Genomic DNA, 23,642 nt, shown 5'->3' on the forward strand with positions numbered 1-23,642 from the left:
GCGACGACAGGGAGCGACAGCGATGCGACTGGAGTCCCCGCCCGAGCTCGAGGCGTTCCGGAGGAAAGTCCGCGCCTTCGTCGCGGAGCACGCACCCGGCGTCAAGACACACTCCGGGGTGCGCGCACCCGAGCCGGCGCTGATGCCGGCGATCCGGGAGTGGACCGCGAAACTGTACGAGGCGGGCTTCCTCGGGATCGACTGGCCCGCCGAATACGGCGGGCGGCCCGACGCCCATCCCCTGGAGGCATCCGTGGTCGCCGAGGAGATCGCCCGCGCCCGCACCTGGCCGCCCGTCGGCGCGGCCCCGCTGGCCTCGGCCGCCCTGCTCGACTTCGGCACCGACGAACAGCGGGCGCGCTTCCTGCCCCGCATCCGCGCCTGCGAGGACGTGTGGTGCCAGCTGTTCAGCGAGCCGGAGGCAGGCAGCGACCTGGCGTCGCTACGCACCCGTGCGCGGCGCGAGGGCGAGGGCGACCACGCGGTGTTCGTCGTCGACGGCCAGAAGGTGTGGACGACCAACGGCCAGCACGCCGACCTGGGTTACCTGCTCGCGCGCACCGACGCCGACGCCCCGAAGCACCAGGGCATCACGGCGTTCGCGCTGGACATGCGCAGCCCGGGGGTCGACATCAGGCCGCTGCGCGAGATCACCGGGACCACCGACTTCAACGAGGTCTTCCTCGACGGTGTCCGGATCCCGGCCGCGAACGTCATCGGCCGGGTGAACGACGGCTGGCGGGTCGCGATGAGCAGCCTCGGCCGCGAGCGGTCCGGCGTGGCCGCGCGTGGCGCCGAACTGTCCGCCGTCCTGGGCGACCTGCTGCGACTCGCGGAGGACACGCCGGTCGGCGGCCGCCCGGCGCTGGAGGACTCCGCCGTCCGGCAGACGATCGGCGAGCTCGCCGCACGGGTGCAGGTGAACGCCGCGCTGATCGGCCTCGCGCAGTCGCGGATGCTGCACGGCACGGAGGGGCCGACGGACGCGCTCCTGGGCAAGATCTTCTTCAGCGAGCTCAACCACGACCTGACCGACTTCGGGTTGCGTCTCCAGGGCACGGACGGCCTGCTCACCGGGGACGACCCGGAGGCGGTGGCGGACGGCTGGTGGCAGGACGCCCATCTGTACTCGCGCGCGTACACGATCGCGGGCGGGGCGAACGAGGTGCTGCGCACCCAGGTCGCCGAGCGCGGGTTGGGGCTCCCGAAAGAGCCCCGTCAGTCGGAGCCTGCGACACAGGTTCTCAGGGTGCGCGCCTGAGCAGCATCGCGCCGGACGGCACTCCCCCGCCCGCGGTGACCACGGCGACCCGGGCGTCCTCGACCTGGCGACCGTCCGCGTCCCCGCGCAGTTGCAGCATGGCCTCGCGGACGAAGCCGTAGCCGTGCAGGCGGCCCGCCGAGAGCTGACCGCCGTGCGGGTTGAGCGGGAGGTCGCCGTCCAGGGCGATGGTCTTGCCGCCGGCGATGAAGTCGACCGCCTCCCCCGGACCGCAGAAGCCGAGGCCCTCGATCCAGGACAGGGCGTTGAACGTGAACCCGTCGTAGAGCAGGGCGACGTCGACGTCGGCGGGGGTCAGGTCGGTGCGGGTCCACATGTGTGCGGAGGGGCTGTGCGACTGCGGCAGGTGGGTCAGGGTGTCCTGGTCCCAGCTGAGCCGCTCCAGGACAGCCGTGCCGACGGCCTCGACGAGGACGGGCGGTCGGGGGCGGTCCTGCGCCGTCTCGACCGCGGAGACGACGACGGCCACCGCGCCGTCGCACGGCACGTCGCAGTCGTAGAGGCCGAAGGGGGTGGTGATCATGCGGGCGGAGAAGTAGTCGTCGAGGGTCATCGGCTCGCGGTGCAGGGCCTCGGGGTTGCGGGCCGCGCCGGCCCGTGCAGCGACGGCGATCACGCCGAGGGCCTCGCGGCCGACGCCGTAACGGTGCATGTAGTGCGAGGCGTTGCAGCCGATCCACTGGGCGGCCGACATCGCTCCGAAGGGCGCGCGGAACTCGAACATGCCGGTGGCGCGCCCGCTGTTGGACTGCCACTGCCCGGACCGGACCAGCGCGCCGTGCGAGGACTCCCACACCGTACGGAAGCACAGCACGTGCCGGCACAGCCCGGCGGCGACCGCGAGCATGCCGGCGGTGATCGAGCCGATCTGGCCCGGGACCTCGCGGGCACCGTTGACCCAGGTGGGGCGCAGTTGCAGGGCCTCGGTCAGGGCGGTGACGCCGCCTTCGCTCATGCCGTCGGGGCTCGGTCCGGGATAGGTGGAGAGCCCGTCGATCTCGTCGAGGTCGAGACCCGCGTCCGCGACGGCGGCCAGGCAGGCGTCGACCGTCAGGGACAGCGGGTCGACCATCAGGCGCCGGCCCACGCGTGACTGGCCGACGCCGGTCAGCGCGACCCGGTCCTCGTACTTCCGGGGCGAGGCCATGGGGCGCACCACGGCGCGGATGTCGCGTGGCTCGGGCAGTGGGCCCGGACCTTCGGCGGTCGGATCCGGCTCGAACAGCGGTAGGTACACGTCCTGTTGCTGTACGAAGCGCACCCGGACCGGCATGCCGACGTACACGTCGTCCGTCGCGCAGCCGACGATGTCGGTCGTGAGGCGCGCCCGGTCGTCCTCGACCAGGGCGACCACGGCGACGACGTACGGCGGCGGGAGACTCGGCAGCCAAGCCTGGTGGTTGACGCTGAACCCGACCACCACGGCCTTGCCCGAGACGGGAGCGAGAGCCACCGCGCGGCTACGGCAGGACGGGCACACCGGCAGCGGCGGGTGGAAACGGCGGTCGCAGTCGGCGCAGTGGGAGATCCGCAGCACTCCGTCCGCGCCAGAGCTCCAGAACCCGGCGCTGGCGAGGGTCGGTTGAGGCAGCGGGCGTTCGGTCGTCACAGCAGCTCGACGATCGTGGCGTTGGCGGTGCCGCCGCCCTCGCACATGGTCTGAAGCCCGTAGCGCAGGTTCTCGCGCCGCATCCGGGCGAGCAGCCGGGTCATCAGGACGGCGCCCGAGCCGCCGAGCGGGTGGCCGACCCCGATGGCCCCGCCCAGCGGGTTGAGCCGCTCGGGGTCCGCGCCGGTCTCGGCCAGCCAGGCCAGCGGGACGGGCGCGAACGCCTCGTTGACCTCGTACACGCCGATGTCGTCGATGGACAGCCCGGAGCGGTGCAGCACCTTCTCGGTGGCGGGGATCGGGCCGAGCAGCATCGTGATCGGGTCCGCGCCGCTGACCGCGCCGCCGTGGTAGCGGGCGACCGGGGTGAGGCCGAGTTCACGGGCCCGCTCGGGGGTGGTGACGAGGAGAGCGGCGGCGCCGTCGGAGATCTGGGAGGAGTTCCCGGCGTGGATGACGCCGTCCTCCTTGAACGACGGTTTGAGGCCGGCCAGTCTCTCGACCGAGGTCCCTCGCCGCAGCCCCTCGTCCACGGTGAACTTGGCGCCGTCGACCTCGATCGGCACGATGTGGTCGTCGAAGACGCCCGCGTCGATGGCCGCGGCGGCCTTGGCGTGCGATGCGGAGGCGAACTCGTCGAGGCGGGTGCGGCTCAACCCGTAGCGTTCGGCGATCAGTTCGGCGCCCACGCCCTGGCTGAACTCGACCCCGCCGTAGCGGGCCAGAACGCCGGGCCCGTACGGCTGACCCGTGGACCGGTGCGAGCCGAGCGGCACCCGGCTCATGGTCTCGACGCCACCCGCGACCACGAGGTCGTACTGGCCGGACATGACGGCGTGGGCGGCCTGGTCGACCGCCTGCTGGCTGGAGCCGCAGGCCCGGTTGACCGTGACGGCCGGGACGTGTTCGGGCCAGCCGGCGGCGAGTACGGCGAACCGGCCGACGTTGCTGGACTGGTCGCCGATCTGGGTGACGCAGCCCCAGATCACGTCGTCCACTGTGCCGGGATCCACGCCGGTGCGCTCGACGAGGGCGTTGAGCACCTGCGCCGAGAGATCCGCCGCGTGCACTCCGGCCAGTGAGCCGTTGCGCTTGCCGATCGGGGTGCGTACGGCGTCGACGATGACGGCGTCTCGCATGAGGGCTCCTTGAGTTCAGTCGGGGATCTGCGCGGGGGCGGCCTGCACGGGGGCGTCGACTCCCCAGTCCCGGAACACGGCCCGGGTGTCGGCGCCGACGGGCGGGGCCGTGCGGCCGGGGCTCGACGGGGTGGCCGAGAAGCGGGGTGCGGCGGCCGGCTGGACCACTCCGTCGCGGGTGAACAGGCTGCCGCGCGCGGCGAGATGCGGATGGGCGGCGGCCTCGGTGAGGCTCAGGACGGGTGCCACGCAGGCGTCGGTGCCCTCGAACAGCTCCGCCCACTCGTCCCGGGTGCGCTCCGCGAACCGCTTCGTCAGCAGCCGCCGCAGCTCCGGCCACGTCGACCGGTCGTGCTGCCGGTCCGGGTCCACACCCAGGTCGAGCAGTGCGACCAGACACCGGTAGAACTTGCGTTCCAGCGCGCCGACGGCCATATGGCGGCGGTCCTTCGTCTCGTACACGGCGTAGAAGGGCCAGCCGCCGTCGAAGCGGTTGACTCCCCGCTCGTCGCTCCACTCGTCGCGCCCGAGTTTGGCGAAGGTGCTGGCGAGGAGGTGGGCGGTGCCGTCGACGATGGCCGCGTCGACCACCTGGCCACGGCCGGTGCGCGCGGCGGCGTGCAGAGCGGCCAGCACGCCGATCACGAGGTAGCAGCCGCCGCCCCCGAAGTCGCCGACGAGGTTGAGCGGGATCTGCGGCGGGCCGTCCGCGTCGCCGATGGCGCCGAGCGCGCCCGTCAACGCGATGTAGGTGATGTCGTGTCCGGCCGCCGCGGCCAGCGGTCCGTCCTGGCCCCAGCCGGTCATCCGGCCGTAGACCAGACAGGGGTTGCGGGCCAGGCAGTCGTGCGGTCCGATGCCCAGCCGTTCGGTGACACCCGGGCGGAAGCCTTCGATCAGGACGTCGGCGCGCTCGACGAGCCGGAGGAGGGCGGCGGATCCGGCCGGGTGCTTCAGGTCGAGTACGACCGACCGCTTGCCCCGGTCGAGGACGTCCGCCGGTCCGCCCGCGTCGGGTTCGTCGGCCCGCTCGGGCCGGTCCACACGGACGACCTCCGCGCCGAGGTCGGCCAGCAGCATCCCGGCGAACGGTCCCGGACCGATGCCGCCGAGCTCCACGACCCGGCAGCCGGCGAGGGGTCCGGTCGTCATCGTCAGCGGCCCTTCCAGACCGGCGACCGCTTCTCGGCGAAGGCCGCCGCGCCTTCCCGGGCGTCCTGCGAGCGGAACACCGGCTCGGCGATGTCGAACTGCCTGCCCCACGCCTCCTCCAGCGTCCAGTCGGCGGTGGAGCGGGCGATCTGCTTGGTCGCCGCGACCGCCAGGGGCCCGTTCGCCGCGATGGTCTCGGCGAGTTCCAGTGCGCCGTCGAGCGCACCGCCCTCGTCGGTGAGCCCGTTGACCAGGCCGTACGCGGCGGCCCGTTCGGCGGCGATGGGCCGGCCGGTGAGCAGCAGTTCCAGGGCTATCGCGTACGGGATCCGGCGGGGCAGGTGGAGGGCGGCGCCCGCGCGGGCGACCAGGGACCGGGTCACCTCGGGCACGCCGAGCCGCGCCGTGCGGGCGGCCACCACCAGGTCGCAGGCCAGCAGGAGTTCGAAGCCGCCGGCCAGAGCCCAGCCCTCGACCGCGCCGATCAGCGGCTTGCGCGGCGGTGTGATGCTGATCCCGCACAGGCCGCGGCCCCCGATCGCAGGGGTCTCGCCGCGCAGCCACGCCTTGAGGTCCATCCCCGCCGAGAACGTACCGCCCGCTCCCGTAAGGACGCCCACCCGGAGCTCGTCCGACTCGTCGAGCTCGTCCACGGCCGCCGCCACCTGATCGGCGACCGCGGCGTCCAGGGCGTTCTTCACCTCGGGGCGGTTGAGCGTGATCACCTGGACCGCGCCACGGCGTTCCACCAGTACTTCGTCCGACACGGACATCTCCTCGAATCGTGCGGTCAGTTTCCGGTCACGGCGAACCGGGCCAGTTCATGGGCGACCATGCCGTCCAGGTCCTCGGCGGGCGGTGCCGGGAGCTCCACCGCACGATCGCGGGTCGGCAGCAGGACTACGGCGGTACCGGGGGTGGTGACCTCGCCCCGCTGGTTCTCGCACCGCACCTCGACATGCACCTCGGCCCGCCCGTCCGTCAGCCGTCTGTCGACGACCGTGCCGCGCACCCAGGTGGTGTCGCCGAGGTAGTTGAACCTGCGGTGCTCGCAGCGCAGTCTCCACAGCCAGCCGTCGTCGCCGATCCAGTCGGTGAGCAGATGGCACAGCCAGGTCTCGCGCATGCCGCCGTAGTCGTAGGGGTTCGGCAGGCCCAACTCCCTGGCCCGCTCGGGCTCCCAGTGCAGGCGCTGCACGGTGTCCGGGACGTTCAGCGGGTTCGGCGGGTAGAGGCCAGGGGCCTTGCGCCGTACCTTCGCAGCGATCCCGAACGTTCCCGGCGGGGTGAGCTGCATGCCCCAGCCCAGATGCCAGACGACCACGTCGGTGGTGGTCAGCGGCCCCTTCACCCGGGGTTGCAGCTCCTCGCCGATCTCCACGTCCTCCCAGTACCGCGGCTCGGCGCCGCGCCGGGTCTCGGCTTCGTACACGGCGTCGATCTCGGCGAGCTGCCCGGCGGTGTAGGGCTCCTGCGCCGGCTGCTCCTTGGCCCGCTTCTTCGATGTGTGGCGTTCGGCGTTGATCCAGGTGCCGCGCCTCAGGGCGTGCATCTCGCCGCGTCCGTTGGCGTAGAGGTAGTCGCGGACGACGTGCGCGGTGCGCCCGCCGAAGCTGCTGGGCTTGAGGTGGACGCCCACCTGGGTCTGCAACACCTGGCAGCGGTCGCCCAGTCGCAGCGGCCGCCACCATTCGAACTCCATCACCGCCTGGTAGGAGCCGAGTCCGGCGAAGGGGTCGCCCTTGAGCAGCGCCTTGGTCCGCGGGTCCGGCGTCGGGGCGGCGTCCTCCCCCATCGTGTAGAGGAAGGTGGGCGGTGCGACGAGCGAGCCCCAGCGGGTGCGGGACGCGTGGTCGGGGTCGCAGTACAGGGGGTTGTCGTCGCCGTAGCCGTACGCGAAGTGGCGTACGCCGTCCCGGGTCACCTCGTAGTTGTGCGGGGGGTTGCGCTGGGGCTGGGGGACGCCGAGGCGGCGGCGGGAACGCTCGACCGCCTCATCGGTGAGCACGCCGAAGGTCTCGGCGGACTTCTGCGCCGTCTTTGCGTCGGTCGTCTCCTGTATGTCCGTCATCGCTGTTCCTCCTCGACCTGCTCGTGCCGGGCGATCCGGGCGCGGACCAGGTCCAGCAGCTCCACGCGGCTGACCTTGCTCGACGGGGTCCGGGGCAGTGCGCCGAGGACGACGATGTGTGCCGGGACCTCGTACGGGGTGAGCCGGGCGCGGCACAGGGCGACGAGGTCGGCGACGTCCGGCGCGGCGGGGCCCGGTGCTGCCTCGACCGCCGCGACCGGCACCTCGCCCAGCCGCGCGTCGGGCAGCCCCGCCACAGCCGCCTCCCGTACGGCCGGGTGGCTCTCCAGCACCCGTTGGACGGTCTCCGGCTGCACCTTGAAGCCGCCGCGGATGATGGCGTCGTCCGCGCGTCCCTCGATCCAGACGAACCGGTCGGCGTCGATCCGGGCGAGATCGCTGGTGCGCACCCATGCCCAGCGGCCCCGGGTGCTCTGCTCGGTCCGGACCTCCAGTCGGCCGGTCCGGTCGACGGGCAGCTCGGTTCCGTCCTCGCCGGTCACGCGCAGTTCGACGCCGTCGAAGGCGCGCCCGGCGCTGCCCGCCTTGCGCTGCCACCATTGCTCGTGCAGCGGCAGCGTCCAGCCGACGACGGCCCCGGCGAACTCGGTGGCCCCGTAGGTCATCAGCACGGGGATGCCGTAGGCGCGGAAGAACGCGTCGGCCAGTTCGGCGGGGCAGGGCGCGGTGCCGGAAGTGACGACCTGGAGGCTCGCCAGCCGCTCCTTGGGCACGTCCGCGTCGAGGACGGCCCGGATGGCCGCCGGGACCAGGCTCGCCGCCCGCAGCCCGTGTCGCTCCACGGCGCCCACCCATGGCTCGACCGCGAACCTGGGCATCAGGAGCATGCGGCGTCCGGCGGCGAGAGAGGCGAGCGCCCGCCACAGGCCGCCGATGTGCACGAGCGGGGTGGCCACGAGCGAGGCCGACCGTGACAGCAGCCTTTCGGGCTTCGGGGTCTGCCCGCCGGAGACGAGCGCCTGGTCGAGCTGGCCGATGCGCAGATGGACGCGTTTCGGGGGGCCGGTGGTGCCGGAGGTGAGCATCTCCACGGCGACACCGGGGTTGGCCGGCGCGTCGGCGGGCGCCGTGCCGCCCACCGGCCGCAGGGTGCCGTCCGTGCCCAGTTGCAGGGCCACGCCGTGCGCGGTCACCGCGGCACGGACGCCTTCGCGGGCCAGGGGTTCGGCGCCGGACACGACGACGGGCAGGGCGCAGCGGGCGATGTCGGCCGCGAGCCGCGCGGCGGGCTGCAGCGGGCTCAGCATCACCAGGCAGCGCCCGGAGGCGATCACCGCGGCGACCACGGCGACGTGCTCGGGACGGTTCTCCAGGACGACGCCGACGCGGCCCCCGGTGCGCAGGCCCGCCGCGTCCAGCGCCTCGACGACGCCCCCTGCGGTCTGTTGGACCTGGCCCCAGGTCCAGCACCGGCCGTCGTGCTCGATCGCCTCGGCGTCGGCGGCGGCTGCGGCGAGCAGCCGGGACAGGCGGTCGCGAATACCCACGTGATCAGCCTTTCGTCGCCGAGGGTGCGGAGATCCCGACCAGGTCGGCCAGCCGCTCCCGGTGCGTCGCCGGGCTGCCGAAGAGCTGCTCGGACGACTTCGCGCGCTTCAGGTGCAGATGTGCGTCGTGCTCCCACGTGTAGCCGATGCCGCCGTGGATCTGGACGTTCTCCTTGGCCGCGTGGGTGAAGGCGTCCGCGCAGTACGCCGCGGCGATCGCGGCCGCCACCGGCAGTGCGCCCGTACCCCCGTCCGCCCCGTCCGCCCCGCCCGCCCCACCTGCCCCGTCGGCCGCCGCGGACATCGCGTGGTAGGCCGCCGACCGGGCGGCCTCGACCTTCAGCAGCATGTCGGCGCACTTGTGCTTGACCGCCTGAAACGACCCGACGGGTCGGCCGAACTGCACCCGGACCTTGGCGTACTCCACGGCCGCGTCCAGACATGCCCGCGCTCCGCCGACCTGTTCGGCGGCCAGCGCCACCGCCGCGAGGTCGAGCACCGTGCGCAGATACGCCGTGGCGTCCCCCGCCGGGCCGACCCCGAGGGCGCGGGCGCCGTCGAGGTCGAGGCGCGCGAGCCGGCGGGTCGGGTCGAGGGTCTCCAGGCGGGTGCGGGTCAGGCCGGCCGCGTCACCGTCCACGGCGAAGAGTGCGGGGCCGGCGTCCGCGCGGGCCACGACGAGGAGCAGATCGGCGCTGTGGCCGTCGACCACGAACATCTTCGTGCCCGACAGCCGCCAGCCGCCGCCGTCGGGTACGGCCGAGGCGGTCACGTCCTCGACACGCCATGACCCGTCGGCCTCGGCCAGCGCCAGCGTGCCGGTCAGCGAGCCGTCGGCGATCGCGGGCAGCCAGCGCGCCCGTGCCGTGTCGTCGCCGGACGCGGCGAGGGCCTGTCCGGCGAGGGCCACGGTGGCGAAGTACGGTGAGGGCAGCAGGACCCGGCCCAGTTCCTCCATGACGATCCCCAACTCGACGGGGCCGCCGCCGAAGCCGCCGTACTCCTGCGGCAACGCCAGCCCGTGCAGGCCGAGTTGGTCCGCCATCTGCCGCCAGAGCCGCGGATCGTGTCCCCGCGCGGACTCCATCGAGCGGCGCACCGCGTCGCTGGGCGCCTTGTCGGCCAGGAAGCGGCGTACGGTCGCGCGGAGTTCCTCGTGCTCCTCGGTGAACGCCGCTGTCACGTCGCCGCCCTGGACCGCAGATAGGCGTCGAGGTCCGGGATCCGGGCGCGGTCCACGATCTCGATCCGTACGCCGGAGGGATCCAGGTGGTAGGCAAAGACCGCCGGAGCGCCGTCGACGATCGCGCAGGCCTCCAGGGGGAATCCCGCCTCCTCCAGCCGCTTGGACGTCGTCGGGACGTCGTCGCAGAAGTAGCCGAGGTGGTGGGTCGCGATGCGTTCGGCCGCGGTCCAGGGGGTGCCGGGAACCTCCTGCACGAGCTCGATGTGCGGTGCGTCGAGCGAGTAGGCGTAGCGCAGGCGCAGGGCGTGTTCGCCGTCGGCCAGGCGGACCCGGACGTCGGCGGTCATGGTCTCGGTCCACCGGTAGCCCGCGACCTCGCTCATCCGGGCTTTCCCTGCCTCGATGTCCGGGACGACGATCCCGGTGTGGTAGAGATCCGTCGCGCTGAGAGGTGGGGTCATCGCCGGTCACCACTCCAGCCGCAGCGACTTGATGCCGTACATGTTCCCGTGCTGCCACAGCTCCTGGCCGGGTGCGATCCGGTAGTCGGGGATCCGCCGGTGCCACTCCTCGACGGCCACGTTGAGTTCGAGGCGGGCCAGGTGCGAGCCCAGGCAGCGGTGCGGGCCCGAGCCGAACGCGATGTGGTTGGTGGCCTTGCGGTGCAGATCGACTTCCGACGGATTGTCGTACCGTCCGGGGTCGCGGTTGGTGACCGCCAGGGGGAGCATCACCATCTCGCCCGCCTTGACGGGGCAGCCGCCGATCTCGACGTCCTGCGTCGCCTTGCGCGCCGGGACGACGAACGAGTAGACGCGGAGAGTCTCTTCCACGGCGGTCGCGATGAGCGACGGGTCGGCGAGGATCTCCTTGCGCTGCTCCGGATGTGTGGCGAAGTGGTACAGCGCCCAGCCGATCGAGATCGGGACGGTGTCGAAGCCGGCCTGGAACAGCAGGATGCAGAAGGCGTGCATGTCCCGGTCGCCGATCGGCTCGCCGTCGATCGTCCAGGTCATGGCGTGGGAGAGCAGGTCGTCGCGCGGCGTCCTGCGGCGCAGGGTGATCTGTTCCTCGAAGTAGGCCGACACGGCCCGCATGGCGCTCATCTGCCTGCTGCCGTCCGGGTCTTCGCTGTGCGGCAGGTGCAGCAGTTCGTGGGTCCAGGCGAGGAAGGTGGGGAGGTCGTCCTCGGGCAGTCCCATCAGCCGCATGAAGATCAGCGTCGGGAAGCGGCGTGCGAACTCGTCGAGCACGTCGGCGCCGTCGCGTTCCTTCAGCGCGTCGATCATCTCGGCCGCGACCTGGCGGACCTCCGGTTCACGGGCGGCGACGGCACCCGGAGAGAAGTAGCGCCCGAGGAGCCGGCGCCACACGGAGTGCACGGGCGGATCGAGCATCTCCGGTATCCACAGGAACTTCGGCTCCGGTTCGAGCACCGTCACCGACTTGTTGGAGAACGTCCGCCAGTCCTGGAGCGCCTGCTGTACCTCCGGGCCGTCCGTGACGACCCAGTAGCCGCGGGCGATGGTGCTGCGGAACCCGGAGTGGGTGGCGGCGATCTCGTCCCATCGCTGCTGATGGCTGAGGACCGGCCCGCCGAGCCGGTTGTCGAAGTGGTAGGCGGGGACACCGTCATGGCTTCCGTCGGGTTCGAGTGTCCTGCTCAACACGGCTCCTCTCGTCGTACGCCGTCACGTCGTACGACCATCACGTCGCACGTTCGTCTCACGTCGCCGCGCCGTCGATCTTGAGCGCGATCAGCTCGTCCTCGCTCAGGCCGAGCTCGCGCAGGACCTCGTCGGTGTGTTCCGCGAACTGCGGCGCCCGGGTCAGGGAGACCGGGCTCTCGTCGAACTGGACCGGGTTCGCGACCAGTTCACGGTCGACGCCGTCGGCGTCCACGACCGCGGCGATGAGGCCGTTGGCGCGCAGGGCGGGATCCTGACCGACCTCCCAGGCGTTCTGCACGGCCGCCCACTGGCCCGCCCCGCGGGAGAGGATCTCGACCCACTCGGCGTAGGGGCGGGAGGCGATGAGATCGGCGACGATCCCGGCGGCCTCGGCGGCATTCGCCATCAGCTTCTCGGTGCTGTCGAAGCGTTCGTCGCCGCTGAGCTCCTCGCGGCCGGCCAGCTTGCAGAACTCCGCCCAGTACCGGCCGGGTTGCAGCATCGCCAGCTCGATCCAGCGGCCGTCCGAGGTGCGGTAGGCGCCGATGAGCGGGTTGGTGGCCGAACCGTGCCGGGGCGGGGTGTTCACCGGAAGCGGCCCGCCGCTCATCAGGGCGAGGTTGACCGTGAACTGCGTCGCCCAGGCGCCGACACCGACCAACGACACGTCCACGACGGAGGGCCGCCCGGTCATGGCACGGGAGTAGAGGGCGGCGGCAACGCCGCCGGCGATGGTCATGCCGCCCATCGAGTCGCCGTAGGCGCCGGCCGGCATCCGGTTCATCCGGTCCGCGTCGGGCGGAGTGACCCCGGCAGCGCTGCCGCCGCGCGCCCAGAAGGCCGTGCTGTCGTAGCCGCCCTTGCCCGCCTCTTCCCCGCGCGTGCCGAAGCCGCTGCCGCGGACATAGATGATGTCGGGGTTGATCGCCCGGACGTCCTCGACGTCGATGCGCAGCTTCGCCCGCGCCTCGGGCAGGAAGTTCGTGAGGAACACATCGCTCCCGCGGATCAGTTCCTCCAGCACCCGGCGCGCGGACGGCTTCTCCAGCGCGAGGCCCACGCTGCGTTTCCCGCGGTTGGGCCCTTCCATGATCGGGAAGAACGACGACCCCGCGCTGGCGGCCTCGTACCCGAGCACCCGGATCAGCCCCCGCTGGGCGTCGCCGCGTTCGGCGTGCTCGATCTTGATCACGTCGGCACCCCAGTCCGCGAGCACGGCGCCTGCCGCCGGGACGAAGGTGAACTGCGCGACCTCGAGGACCCGCACGCCCTCCATCGGCCTCTGCATCGGACCAACCCCTCCGAGTTTGATCTTCATTGCGCATACCCAATTAGCGAACCGACGGGTCGAGTATGGACCGGGAGGGCTAAAAAGTATACTGTTTTCGGCATGCTGGATTTCTCGATCGACCCCGAGTTCCAGGCCAGGCTGGACTGGGCGGCGGCCTTCGTACGTGAGGAGGTCGAGCCGCTCGACCTCCTTTTCCCGCACGGAGGCGACCCGTACGACACCCGCAACGAGAAGGCCCGCGCGATCCTCCGGCCGCTCCAGGAGCAGGTCCGGGCGCAGGGCCTGTGGGCCTGCCATCTCGGCCCCGAACTGGACGGGCCGGGCTTCGGCCAGGTGAAGCTCGCCCTCCTCAACGAGATCCTCGGCCGCTCCTACTGGGCCCCGACCGTCTTCGGCACCGCGGCCCCGGACACCGGGAACGCCGAGATCCTCGCCATGTTCGGCACCGAGGAGCAGAAGGCCCGGTATCTGCGGCCGCTGCTCGACGGCGAGATCGTCTCGACGTTCTCGATGACCGAGCCCCAAGCCGGTGCGGATCCCAAGGAGTTCGTGTGCCGCGCCTGGCGGGAGCGTGGGGGCACCTCCCGCTCGAGCGAAGCCGAGAGTGGGGGAGAGTGGGTGATCGACGGGGAGAAGTGGTTCTCCTCCAACGCCCGGTACGCGGCCTTCCTCATCGTCATGGCCGTCACCGACCCCGACGCTCCCCCGCATGCCCGGATGTCGATGTTCATCGTCCCGGCCGAGACGCCCGGCATCGAGATCAAGCGCAACGTCGGCACCATGGACGAGCGCGAGTCCCTGGACGAGGGCATCCACGCCTACCTCCGCTACCACCGGGTCCGGGTCCCGCTCGACGCGATGCTCGGCGGTCCCGGCGAGGGCTTCGAGGTCGCCCAGGCCCGCCTCGGCGGCGGCCGGGTGCACCACGCCATGCGGACGGTGGGCAAGTGCACGCGTGCTTTCGACATGATGTGCGAGCGGGCGCTGTCCCGCCGGACGCAGGGGACCCTGCTGGCCGAGAAGCAGGCGGTGCAGCAGTTCATCGCGGACTCCTGGGTGGAGCTGCAGCAGTTCCGGCTGCTCGTCCTGCACACCGCCTGGATCATCGACACGCAGCCGCACGGCGCGGCCCGCACCCAGATCGCCATGTGCAAGGTCCAGACGGCCAAGGTGCTGCACGACATCGTCCAGCGGGCGGTGCATCTGCACGGCTCCCTCGGCACCACGGGCGAACTCCCGCTCGCGAAGTGGTGGATGGCCGCCCCGAACCTCGCCCTCGCCGACGGACCGACCGAGGTGCACCGCACCACGATCGCCAAGCAACTGCTGAGGAACTACCGGCCGGCCGAGGGGCTGTTCCCCAGCGAGCACATCCCGCCCAAGCTGGAAGCGGCCCGCAAGCGGTACGCGCACATCGTCACGGACGACAACCTCTCGGGCCAGGTGAACGCATGAGCGGGTCCGTCGCCGCGTCGGACCTGTTCGACCTGTCCGGCAAGGTCGCTCTCGTCACCGGAGGAAGCCGTGGCCTGGGCCTGGAGATGGTGCGGGCCTTCGCCGCCGCGGGCGCCGATGTCGTCATCGCCAGCCGCAAGCTCGACGCGTGCGAGGCCGCCGCCGAGGAGGTCCGCGACCTGGGCCGACGCGCCCTGCCGGTCGCCGCGCACGTGGGCCGCTGGGACGACCTCGGTCGGCTGGCCGACACCGCGTACGAGGAGTTCGGGAAGGTCGATGTCCTCGTCAACAACGCCGGTATGTCCCCGCTGGCGCCCTCGTCGGCGGAGACCGGCGAGGAGCTGTTCGACAAAGTGGTCGCGGTCAACTTCAAGGGCCCGTTCCGGCTCGCCTCGCTGATCGGACGGCGGATGGCCGAGGGAGACGGCGGCTCGATCATCAACGTCTCGTCCTCGGGCGCGCTGTTCCCGCAGCCGCGGTTCGGGCCGTACGCCGGCGCCAAGGCCGCGCTCAATGCGCTGACCACCGTCTTCGCCCTGGAGTACGGCCCGAAGGTGCGCGTCAACACCATCTCGGCCGGTCCGTTCCTCACCGACGTCTCCAAAGCCTGGCCCGAGGAGAAGCGTCGGAGCACGCGCAGCGCGATCGGCAGGCCGGGGCGGCCCGAGGAGATCATCGGCACGGCGCTGTACCTCGCGAGCGACGCCTCCGGCTACACCACCGGTTCGCTGATCCGGGTGGACGGCGGGCTGTACTGACCCCGTGGGACTAGGGCCTGTCCGGCCGGTCCAGTAGTTCCAGCGCGTCCTGGAGCAGCACCGGCAGCGCGGGCAGCATGCGCCGGTGCATGTCCGTCAGCCGCCCGGCTTTCCTCCCCCGCTTGATCAGCAGGGCGGTGGCGGCGGACTCCTTGTACTTGGTCAGCGCCTCGAACCAGTCCATGTCGTGGAGCGGCTCGCCCCGGATCTCCTGGTAGGCGGCGAGGAGTTCGGCCCGGGTGGGCATCCCGGTGGGCTCGTCCGACGGGGCCGCCGGGTGCCGGGCCTCGTCGCTGAAGAAGGTCAGCCAGGTCAGGTCGACCCGGGGGTCACCGACCGACCAGAGCTCCCAGTCGATGATCGCGTCGACCCGGTCCGCGTCGCAGAGCGTGTTGCCCAGCCGGTAGTCGCCATGGGTGAACACCGGGGTCATCGCGGCCGGCGTCGTGGCGTGCAGCCGCGCCGCGACCGCCTCATGGCCTGCGCGCAGATCGGCGGGGACCGTCGTGAACGCGGTGCTCCAGCGGTCGATCTCGGCGGCGAGCGTGACGACCGGTTCCGCCGCCAGCGCCGTGCTGCGCGGGTCCACCCGGTGCAGGGCGGCCAGCATCCGGGCCGCGTCGAGCGCACGGGAGCGGACCCGGCCGACGGGCAGCGTCCCGCGCCGCGCCAGGACCGGCTCCACGCACTGCCCCTGCACCAGCTCCATGGCCACGAAGGGCGGGATCTCCGGTGGCGCGCCCGCGTCATGGAACAGGACCGTCGGCACCCGCACCCCGATCCGGTCGGCCAGTGCGTCCATGATCCGCGCCTGGCGCAGCACGTCCCGGTTGCGGACCGGCGCCAGACCGGGCGGGGCCACCTTCAGCACGACGCGCTCGTACCGGGCCGGTGCGCCCGACAGCGAGGCCACGAAGGTGAGACTCGACGTACCGCCGGTGAGCGGCTCGACACCGGTCACCGTGGCATCGGGGACCCAGGTGCGCAGCGCCACGGCCGTGCGCTCCGTCAACTCCGGTATCAGGCGCGTGCTGTTCGCAACGGTGCTCACGGGCTCATCCCTGTCTGTCGGAGGCCGGGCGGCGGTGTGCGGTCAGGGCCGCGACGATGTCACGGCGTACGAGCTTGCCCGTCGCGGTGCGGGGCAGTTCGGGCCAGGAGGTGATGCGGTCCGGGGTCTTCGAGCCGCGCAGGGTGTCGCGGACCTCGGCCCGCAGCGCCGCGCCGTCGATCTCCGCGCCGCTCCGGGTGACGACCACGGCCTCGATCCGCTGGCCCCATTCCTCGTCGGGGACTCCGACGACGACCGCGTCGAGCACGTCCGGATGGCGCAGCAGGACGTCCTCGATCTCGGCGGGGGCGATGTTCTCGGCGCCGCGGATGATCGTGTCGTCGGCCCTGCCCTCGATGTGGAGGTAGCCGTCGGCATCGACACGGCCACGGTCTCGGGTGTGGAAGAAGCCCCGCTCGTCGACCGCGGAGCCCTGCCCCGCGTACTCGCCCGAGACCTGTTCGCCGCGCACCCAGATCTGCCCGCTCTCCCCCGGTGCCACGGCCTGACCGGAGAGCGCCCGGACCTCCAGTTCGACACCCGGCACCGGCAGACCGGCCGAACCGAGCCGGGCGCGCACCGCGGGGTCGCCGCTCGCGACGGCCGTCCGGTGCTCGCCCGGACCCAGGACGGTGATGGTGGACGACGTCTCCGTCAGCCCGTAGGCGTTCACGAAGTCCACGTGCGGCCACTCGCACAAGGCGGTCTCGATCACCCGCACCGGCATCCGGGCCCCGCCGTAGGCGAGCGTGCGCAGCGAGGGGACGGACCGGTCCAGCCCCTCGCCGTGCATCAGACGGGCGAGCATCGTCGGCACCACCATGGCGTGGGTGACCCGCTGCTCCCGTACCAGGCCCAGCCAGCCTTCGGGCGTGAACTGGTCGAGGGTCAGGGTCCGGCGCCCCGCGTACAGGTTCGTCAGCACGTTCGACACGGCGGCGATGTGATACGGCGGGACACTGACCAGGGCCGCCTCACCGGGGTCGGCTCCGGCGAACTCCACCGTGCCCAGGACGTACGACACCAGGTTGTGGTGGCGCAGGACCACGCCCTTCGGCGCGGACGTCGTCCCGCTGGTGTAGATCAGGACGGCCGGGGAGCCGGGCGGTGCCGGATCCTCGTCGACGGGACGGCCGGCGTTCGCCGCGGCCCGGGCGAGCCAGTCGGCGGGACCGCACACCGGCAGTCCCGCGCGGCTCAGCGCCGCGCCGTGCTCCGGGCCGGCGATGCCCAGTGCCCGGGGGTGGTTCGCGAGGAGCGCGTCGAGTTGTTCGTCGCCCAGCCGGTAGTTGACCGGGACCAGGGGGACTCCGGCGCGAGCCGCGGCGAACAGCGCGACCGGCAGGGCCGGCCCGTTCGCCGCGAGGTACACGATCGCGTCGGCACCGGCGGTGCGCACGGCGTGGGCTCCGCCGATGCACAGCTCGCGCAGCCGCCGGGCCGTCAGCCCGTCGTTCGCGCGTCCTATCACCACCCGGTCGCCGAAACCCTCGGCGCCCATGTCCAGGAGCATCGATAGGTTCATGGGCTCGTTCCCGCCCTCTCAGTCCGAGGCCGGGAGCGGTTTGGGGCTCTTCATCGGCAGTGCGACGCCGTTCGCGGCCAGGGTGCCCGGTCCGGGCCTGGTGCAGAGCAGTTCGAGACCGAGGTCGTCGTCGGCGTACCGCTTGCCCAGCAGCGAACCGCCCATCAGTTCGGGATCGGGGGCGCCGGTTGTCGCGGGGCCCGTCCCGCTCCCCTCGGCCATGGCCGTGCCACCGCAGGTGATCTCCACCTCTTCGTCGGGGCATCGCACGACGATCACCGCCGTCGTGTCGACCGTACTGGCGAGCATCTGCCCCACGCGTGGCCTCATCGCAGCGTCCTCCGCGGTTCTCATGGTGCCGAGTGACTGTGTTGAGCAACTGTGCCGATCAACCCAAAAAAAGTATACTACTTACCTCGATCGCGTCGAGAACGGAGTTGCCGGATGGATCTCGAGACCGTCCTGTTCGAGGTGACCGACCACGTCGCCACGATCACCCTGAACCGGCCCCAGGCCATGAACGGCTTCAACCAGCGGATGCTGGAGGAGTTCTCCGCCCTCTGGCACACCGCCAGGACGGACGACGAGGTGCACGTCGTCGTCCTGCGCGCCGCCGGTGAGCGTGCCTTCTGCACGGGCATGGACGTGAAGGAGGGCATCGACCGCCATCCCAACGTCTGGTCGCAGACCGACCCCGGCGAGCACCTCTCGCCGAAGCTCAACCAGGTATGGAAACCCCTGGTGTGCGCGGTGCACGGCATGGCCGCCGGCGGCGCCTTCTACTGGCTCAACGAGGCCGACATCCTGATCTGCTCCGAGGACGCGACATTCTTCGACCCGCACGTCAGCTACGGACTCACCGCGGCCCTGGAGCCGATCGGCCTGGCCCGCCGCGTCCCGCTCGGCGAGGCGCTGCGCATCGCGCTGCTCGGGCTGGACGAGCGTGTGTCGGCCGCGCGCGCCCTGCAGATCGGCCTGGTCAGCGAGGTGCTCCCGCGCGAACGCCTGTGGGCCCGGGCCGACGAGATCGCCCGGATCATCGCGGCCAAACCACCGGCCGCGATCCAGGGGACCGTCCGCGCCATCTGGGAGTCGCTCGACGCGACCCGCACCCAGGCACTGCGCGGCGGGCTGTCGTACACACAGCTCGGCAACCCGATCGGGAAGGCCGGGATCGACCGCTCCGCGGTGCCGCGCGGACAGTGGACACTCCGCTGACGCTCCCCTACCCTCCCCTAAATAAGTGTACTTTTTTTAGGGGATGATGAAAGAGGAGGCTCTCATGCGGTTCGGCATGCCCTGGCCCGGCCGGGACGTCGCGCGGGAGGCCGAGCAGGCGGGTGTCGGCGCCTTCTGCGCCGGGGAGTTCGCCGACCACGACGCCTACCTCACCGTGGCCGACATCGTGGCGAACACGGAACACGCCCTGGCGGGCCCCGCTATCGCCTACGCCTTCGCCCGCACCCCGTACGCGCATGCCACCGCCCTGCGCCAACTGCACGCCCGGGCGCCGGGTCGGCTCTTCCTCGGCCTGGGCAGCGCCGCGTTCCGGATCAACCGCGACTGGCTGGGCGTGCCCGCCGACCGTCCCGTGCACCGGATCGCCGAGACCGTCGGTGCGGTGCGGGCCTGGCTGCACGCGGAGAACGGCGAACACGTCCGCTACTCCGGCGAGTTCTACGCACTCGACGCCGATGTACGGGCGCCCGTGCTCGGCCGGCTGGACATCCCCGTTCTGCTCGCCGCGTTCAACACCCGCATGGCCGCCACCGCGGGACGGGTCGCCGACGGGGTCGTCGGGCACGGGTTGTTCACCTCCTCCTGGTGGAACGACGTCGTACGGCCCTCGGTCGAGCGCGGCGCGAGCGGCGCCGCCCCCGGGGCCCGGTTCCTCGAACACGGCTGGATCATCACGGCAGTCGACGACTCCGCGCCCGAGCGTGCCGTCGCCGACGCGCGCCGGATGATCGCCTTCTATCTCACGGTGAAGACGTACGACCCCTATGTGGCCCACCACGGCTGGGAGGAACCGGTCGCCGAGCTGCGGGCCGCGTTCCGGGCGGGAGACACCGACGCCATGGCCCGGGCGGTCACCGACGAGATGGTCACCGAGATCGCCGTCTGCGGGACGACCGCGGAGGCCAAGGACGCCCTCGCCCACCGCGCCGGATCGCTCCCCCGCGACGTCGGCTACTTCGCGCCCCCGAGTTTCCTGGTCAGCCCGAGGCGGCGGGCCGCGTACGCCCGGGCCGCCCTCGCCCTGATCGGCGCGGCGCCGGACGCGCCACGACGCCTCTGACCTACGCGGCGCGGAAGCGACCGGCCCCGGAGCGCGGATGCTCCGGGGCCGGTCCGTGGCTTGAGCCGCTTGCCGGGATCGGCTCACGCGTCCTGGGGCAGCGGCGCGAGTTTCTTGCTCTTGTCGAAGTGCACGACGTCGGCGAGCGTGCCGCCGAGGATGGCCGCGCGGTCCTCGTCCGGGACATCCTCGAAATTCTCCGCGATGCACTCGGCGCTGTCGCGGAAGGTGCCCTCGGCGTGCGGGTAGTCGTTGCCCCAGATGACCGTCGAGAGGCCGGTGATGTGGCGGGCCTTGACGGCGGTCGGGTCGTCCGCGAACTGCACATGGATCTGGCGGCGGACGTAGTCCGTGGGCTTGAGCGGGTAGGGCCACTTGTCGTTGATCGCGAACAGCCGTCCCATGGAGGGCTGCTCGGTCGGGGGACGGTTGTCGTCCCAGAAGCCGAGCCACCAGTCGGGGTCCTGGCCGGTGCCGGTCTTCCACGCCTTGTCCATGTAGCCCATGAAGGAGACCAGCCAGCCGGCCGTGTACTCGATCAGGTTGAAGTGCAGGTCGGGGAAGCGCTCACACACGCCGCCGCCGACGAGGCTGGCGATGATGCCCTGCGGACCTGCCACGGCCGAGCCGACCGCGCTGCCCATGGTCCGGCCGGCCACCATGTCGTCGGTCAGGTTGCCCTTGCCCATGTTCATGGCGTTCATCAGGCCCCGGACGGTCACCGCCGTCTCGGACACCTCCTCCTTGACCTTCACGCCGCCGGTGGCCACGTGGATGAAGACCGGCAGCCCGTGCGCCTGCGCGGCCGCCCAGACCGGGTCGTACTCCCGGGCGTAGTAGGGCAGCGGCGGGATCTCCGGGAGGAGGATCGCCCCGAGGCCCAGCCTCGCGCACCGCTCGATCTCCGCCACGGCCTCGGGGACGTTCGTCAGCGGGATCGCCGCCGTCGGGCGCAGCCGCTGCTTGTAGGGCAGGTACCGCTCGACGAGGTAGTCGTTCCATACCCGGGCGTGGGCCATGGACAGCTCGTGGTCGTCGGTGAACAGGACGAACAGCGAGAGATTGGGGAACATGACCGAGGCGTCGACGCCGTCGATGTTCATGTCCCGGATGATGTGCTCCGGATCGCCGTCCGGGGTCTCCCCGCCGAGCTGGCGGTACTTGGAGATGGTCCAGCCGTCGAACCCGATGGTGTGGAGCTTCTTGAACTCCGTGTGGCCGCCGGGAACGATCGGCTCCTCGAGGGTGAACTCCTCTTCCCAGAGAGCCCTCTCGCGAAGGTTCTTGGGCAGTCGGGTCTTGAAAAGATCGACCGGCTCGATGATGTGCGAATCGCCGGACACGACAAATTCCTTGAACACAGGCGGTACCTCTTTCGAACCTCGTCGTTCGCATGCCAGAAACGCAACCCGCGGATGACGCCGAAGTTAGCTGTACCGATCGGTCTAGTCAATAATTCAGCATACGAAATAACCTGACGTCTACCACCCAAGAACCTGACAAGCGGCTGACACAAGATCGCGCGGCGCCACCCTTCCCGAGCGCATGCAATTCAGTACACTTAAATGGACGCATCCTGCTGACGGTCAGGAGACCCGCACATGACGACGGCGTACGCGTTCTCTTCGCAGCTCTACATCGACGGCCGCCGGACCGACGGCCGGTCGGAGACCGGCATCCTCGTCCGCAATCCGGCGACGGAGGAGATCGTCGCGGAGGTCCCCGGCTCCTCTTCGGCGGATGTGCGCCTGGCCGTCGAGGCGGCGCGGCGCGCCTTCGACGAGGGTCCGTGGCCCCGGATGAGGCCCGGCGAGCGGGCCGCGATCCTGCTGCGCATGGCCGAGGAGATGGAGCGCCGGCTCCCCGAGCTGGCCGCTGTCAACATGGCCGAGGCCGGCTCGGTGCGTTCCCTGGCCGAGTCCCTGCAGACCCGGGTTCCGGTGGCGCATCTGCGCGACACGGCCGAGCGGGTGATGCCGGCCTTCGCCTGGGAGCGCCCGATGGACCCGACGGTCGCGCCGGGCATCGGCATCTCCCAAGGGGTGCTGCGACGCGAGGCGTTCGGTGTGTGCGCCCTGATCTCCGCCTACAACTTCCCCTTCTTCCTCAGCATGATGAAGGTGATCCCGGCCCTCGCGGCAGGCTGCACGGCCGTGCTGAAACCGGCGCCCGCCACCCCGCTGGAGTCCCTGCTGATCGGCGACTTCGCCGACGCCGCCGGTCTGCCTCCGGGTGTGCTGAACATCGTGACCGGCGACATCGAAGCCGGTCGTGAACTCACCACCCATCCCCTGGTGGACCTCGTCAGCTTCACCGGCTCGGACACGGTCGGGCGCACGGTCTACGCCCAGGCCGCGGCCTCGCTGAAGAAGGTGGTCCTCGAACTCGGCGGCAAGTCGGCCGCCATCGTCCGCGCCGACGCCGACCTCGACGGCGCCGTGCGGTCCGCACTGGCGGGCATCACCACCCACGCCGGCCAGGGCTGTTCCCTGCTGACCCGCACGCTGGTGCACGAGTCCGTCCACGACGAACTGGTCGCCCGGCTGGCCGAGGGCCTGGCCCGGGTCAAGGTGGGCGACCCGGCCGACCCGTCCACCACCATGGGCCCGCTGATCAGCGAGGCGCAGCGGGACAAGGTCGAGAAGCTGATCCGCGTCGGCGAGGAGGAAGGAGCGCGTCTGGTCTGCGGCGGCGGCCGGCCGGCCGCTCTCGACCGGGGGCACTTCCTCGAACCCACCCTGTTCGTCGACGTCACCAACGAGATGACCGTCGCGCGCACGGAGTTCTTCGGGCCCGTCGGCGTCGTCATCCCGTTCCGCACCGACGAGGAGGCGGTACGGATCGCCAACGACAGCCCTTACGGTCTCGCCGGCGCCGTGTGGAGCGCCGACACCGTGGCCGCGTACGAGATCGCCGCCCGGGTCCGGGCCGGGGGCGTCACCATCAACGGCGGCAGCGCCGGGGTGAGTCCCCGGACCGCGTTCGGCGGGTACAAACAGAGCGGACTCGGCCGGGAGTGGGGCGCGTTCGGGCTCGACGAGTACCTGCAGACCAAGGCGGTCAGCTGGGCGGCACGCTGAGGCACGCGCCGCCCGCGCACATGGCCGCGACCGCGGTCCCGCCGCCGCGTCGGCGCAGCTCGTGCGCCAGGGTGACGACCATACGGGTGCCGGTGGTCCCGATCGGGTGGCCGAGGCTGCATCCGCTGCCGAACGGGTTGACCCGTTCCGGATCGAGGCCCAGCTCCCGGGTGGCGGCCACGGCCACTGCGGCGAACGCCTCGTCGACCTCGAAGAGGTCGACGTCGTCGACGCCCAGCCCGGCGCGGTCGAGGGCCTTGCGGATCGCGGCGATCGGCGCCGGCCCCGTCTAGACGGGGTCGACTCCCACGCTCGCCCAGGCCCGTACGGTCGCGAGGGGAGTGAGCCCATGGGCAGCAGCGAGGTCCGCATCGGCGACGACGACCGCGGCCGCCCCGTCGTTGACGCCGCTGGCGCTGCCTGCCGTGATGGAGCACGCTCTCGTCGGTGAACCGGCCCTCGTCGACGGCGCGTACGGCCCGCTCGTGGGAGCGCAGCGCCCAGACGTCCATCTCCTCCCGGGTGAGGCCGAGGAGTCGGGACGTGGGACGGCGGCATCCAGGGGT

Annotated in this window: 21 protein-coding genes; 6 read left to right on the forward strand and 15 right to left on the reverse strand. The window is 71.8% G+C overall.

The window, feature by feature from the left end; all coding sequences use genetic code 11:
* Positions 1–22 precede the first annotated feature (22 nt).
* Positions 23–1,261, forward strand: a complete 1,239-nt coding sequence (locus ABZ725_RS24025) for an acyl-CoA dehydrogenase family protein (protein ID WP_358804629.1) — start codon at positions 23–25, stop codon at positions 1,259–1,261.
* On the opposite strand, the gene ABZ725_RS24030 is transcribed toward ABZ725_RS24025, so the two are convergent.
* Genes ABZ725_RS24030 through ABZ725_RS24075 form a run of 10 tightly spaced genes read right to left on the reverse strand, consistent with a single transcriptional unit; the run spans position 1,245 to position 12,905 of the window.
* Entirely contained in the window at positions 1,245–2,891 is a 1,647-nt protein-coding gene (locus ABZ725_RS24030; RefSeq protein WP_358804630.1) for an OB-fold domain-containing protein, read from the reverse strand. The two genes, ABZ725_RS24025 and ABZ725_RS24030, sit on opposite strands and share 17 nt — an antisense overlap.
* Positions 2,888–4,030: an acetyl-CoA C-acyltransferase gene (locus ABZ725_RS24035; RefSeq protein WP_358804631.1), complete on the reverse strand. Its 1,143-nt coding sequence runs from the start codon at positions 4,028–4,030 to the stop codon at positions 2,888–2,890. The genes ABZ725_RS24030 and ABZ725_RS24035 overlap by 4 nt, the downstream gene beginning before the upstream one ends.
* A 15-nt stretch (positions 4,031–4,045) precedes the next feature.
* The gene (locus ABZ725_RS24040) at positions 4,046–5,182 is read right to left on the reverse strand and encodes a CaiB/BaiF CoA-transferase family protein (RefSeq protein ID WP_358804632.1); all 1,137 of its coding nucleotides are present in this window, start codon (positions 5,180–5,182) and stop codon (positions 4,046–4,048) included.
* A 2-nt stretch (positions 5,183–5,184) separates the two neighbouring features.
* On the reverse strand, positions 5,185–5,949 hold the full coding sequence (locus ABZ725_RS24045; RefSeq protein WP_358804633.1) for a crotonase/enoyl-CoA hydratase family protein: 765 nt from the start codon (positions 5,947–5,949) through the stop codon (positions 5,185–5,187).
* 23 nt (positions 5,950–5,972) lie between these two features.
* The gene (locus ABZ725_RS24050) at positions 5,973–7,253 is read right to left on the reverse strand and encodes a MaoC family dehydratase N-terminal domain-containing protein (protein ID WP_358804634.1); all 1,281 of its coding nucleotides are present in this window, start codon (positions 7,251–7,253) and stop codon (positions 5,973–5,975) included.
* Positions 7,250–8,761 carry a fatty acid--CoA ligase family protein gene (locus ABZ725_RS24055; RefSeq protein ID WP_358804635.1) on the reverse strand — a complete coding sequence of 504 codons (1,512 nt, stop codon included), beginning with the start codon at positions 8,759–8,761 and terminating at the stop codon, positions 7,250–7,252. Before ABZ725_RS24055 ends, ABZ725_RS24050 begins: the two co-directional genes overlap by 4 nt.
* 4 nt (positions 8,762–8,765) lie before the next feature.
* The gene (locus ABZ725_RS24060) at positions 8,766–9,944 is read right to left on the reverse strand and encodes an acyl-CoA dehydrogenase family protein (protein ID WP_358804636.1); all 1,179 of its coding nucleotides are present in this window, start codon (positions 9,942–9,944) and stop codon (positions 8,766–8,768) included.
* Positions 9,941–10,408 (reverse strand): VOC family protein, encoded by a 468-nt coding sequence (locus ABZ725_RS24065; RefSeq protein WP_358804637.1) that lies wholly within the window; start codon positions 10,406–10,408, stop codon positions 9,941–9,943. Before ABZ725_RS24065 ends, ABZ725_RS24060 begins: the two co-directional genes overlap by 4 nt.
* Positions 10,409–10,414: 6 nt before the next feature.
* Positions 10,415–11,614 carry a cytochrome P450 gene (locus ABZ725_RS24070; RefSeq protein WP_358804638.1) on the reverse strand — a complete coding sequence of 400 codons (1,200 nt, stop codon included), beginning with the start codon at positions 11,612–11,614 and terminating at the stop codon, positions 10,415–10,417.
* A 58-nt stretch (positions 11,615–11,672) separates the two neighbouring features.
* A complete protein-coding gene (locus tag ABZ725_RS24075) occupies positions 11,673–12,905 on the reverse strand; it encodes a CoA transferase (RefSeq protein WP_358804639.1) in 1,233 nt (410 codons plus the stop codon).
* Positions 12,906–13,007: 102 nt separating this feature from the next.
* On the opposite strand from ABZ725_RS24075, the gene ABZ725_RS24080 reads away from it, so the two are divergent.
* Both ABZ725_RS24080 and ABZ725_RS24085 read left to right on the forward strand, forming a co-directional pair.
* Entirely contained in the window at positions 13,008–14,363 is a 1,356-nt protein-coding gene (locus tag ABZ725_RS24080) for an acyl-CoA dehydrogenase family protein (RefSeq protein WP_358804640.1), read from the forward strand.
* The gene (locus tag ABZ725_RS24085) at positions 14,360–15,121 is read left to right on the forward strand and encodes an SDR family oxidoreductase (protein WP_351911140.1); all 762 of its coding nucleotides are present in this window, start codon (positions 14,360–14,362) and stop codon (positions 15,119–15,121) included. The genes ABZ725_RS24080 and ABZ725_RS24085 overlap by 4 nt, the downstream gene beginning before the upstream one ends.
* 10 nt (positions 15,122–15,131) lie before the next feature.
* Here ABZ725_RS24085 and ABZ725_RS24090 read toward each other — a convergent pair whose 3' ends face one another.
* From ABZ725_RS24090 to ABZ725_RS24100, 3 genes are read right to left on the reverse strand one after another with little or no spacing between them, the layout of a single operon-like run.
* Positions 15,132–16,172 carry a phosphotransferase family protein gene (locus ABZ725_RS24090; RefSeq protein ID WP_358804641.1) on the reverse strand — a complete coding sequence of 347 codons (1,041 nt, stop codon included), beginning with the start codon at positions 16,170–16,172 and terminating at the stop codon, positions 15,132–15,134.
* 4 nt (positions 16,173–16,176) lie between these two features.
* On the reverse strand, positions 16,177–17,697 hold the full coding sequence (locus tag ABZ725_RS24095; RefSeq protein ID WP_358804642.1) for a long-chain fatty acid--CoA ligase: 1,521 nt from the start codon (positions 17,695–17,697) through the stop codon (positions 16,177–16,179).
* Between the two features lie 18 nt (positions 17,698–17,715).
* Entirely contained in the window at positions 17,716–18,027 is a 312-nt protein-coding gene (locus ABZ725_RS24100; protein WP_351911137.1) for a hypothetical protein, read from the reverse strand.
* Between the two features lie 114 nt (positions 18,028–18,141).
* Here ABZ725_RS24100 and ABZ725_RS24105 point away from each other — a divergent pair, with 114 nt between their 5' ends.
* Positions 18,142–18,915 carry an enoyl-CoA hydratase/isomerase family protein gene (locus tag ABZ725_RS24105; RefSeq protein WP_358804643.1) on the forward strand — a complete coding sequence of 258 codons (774 nt, stop codon included), beginning with the start codon at positions 18,142–18,144 and terminating at the stop codon, positions 18,913–18,915.
* Positions 18,916–18,979: 64 nt separating this feature from the next.
* The gene (locus tag ABZ725_RS24110) at positions 18,980–19,996 is read left to right on the forward strand and encodes an LLM class flavin-dependent oxidoreductase (RefSeq protein ID WP_358804644.1); all 1,017 of its coding nucleotides are present in this window, start codon (positions 18,980–18,982) and stop codon (positions 19,994–19,996) included.
* 83 nt (positions 19,997–20,079) lie between these two features.
* Here the strand turns inward: ABZ725_RS24110 and ABZ725_RS24115 are convergent, their stop codons facing one another.
* The gene (locus ABZ725_RS24115; protein ID WP_358804645.1) at positions 20,080–21,339 is read right to left on the reverse strand and encodes an amidohydrolase family protein; all 1,260 of its coding nucleotides are present in this window, start codon (positions 21,337–21,339) and stop codon (positions 20,080–20,082) included.
* 258 nt (positions 21,340–21,597) lie between these two features.
* Here ABZ725_RS24115 and ABZ725_RS24120 point away from each other — a divergent pair, with 258 nt between their 5' ends.
* A complete protein-coding gene (locus tag ABZ725_RS24120; protein WP_358804646.1) occupies positions 21,598–23,076 on the forward strand; it encodes an aldehyde dehydrogenase family protein in 1,479 nt (492 codons plus the stop codon).
* Here ABZ725_RS24120 and ABZ725_RS24125 read toward each other — a convergent pair.
* Positions 23,057–23,350, reverse strand: a complete 294-nt coding sequence (locus ABZ725_RS24125) for a hypothetical protein (RefSeq protein ID WP_358804960.1) — start codon at positions 23,348–23,350, stop codon at positions 23,057–23,059. The two genes, ABZ725_RS24120 and ABZ725_RS24125, sit on opposite strands and share 20 nt — an antisense overlap.
* Positions 23,351–23,642 lie beyond the last annotated feature (292 nt).

The organism is Streptomyces sp. NPDC006872, assembly GCF_040635845.1.
In the GTDB taxonomy this organism is placed as follows: domain Bacteria; phylum Actinomycetota; class Actinomycetes; order Streptomycetales; family Streptomycetaceae; genus Streptomyces.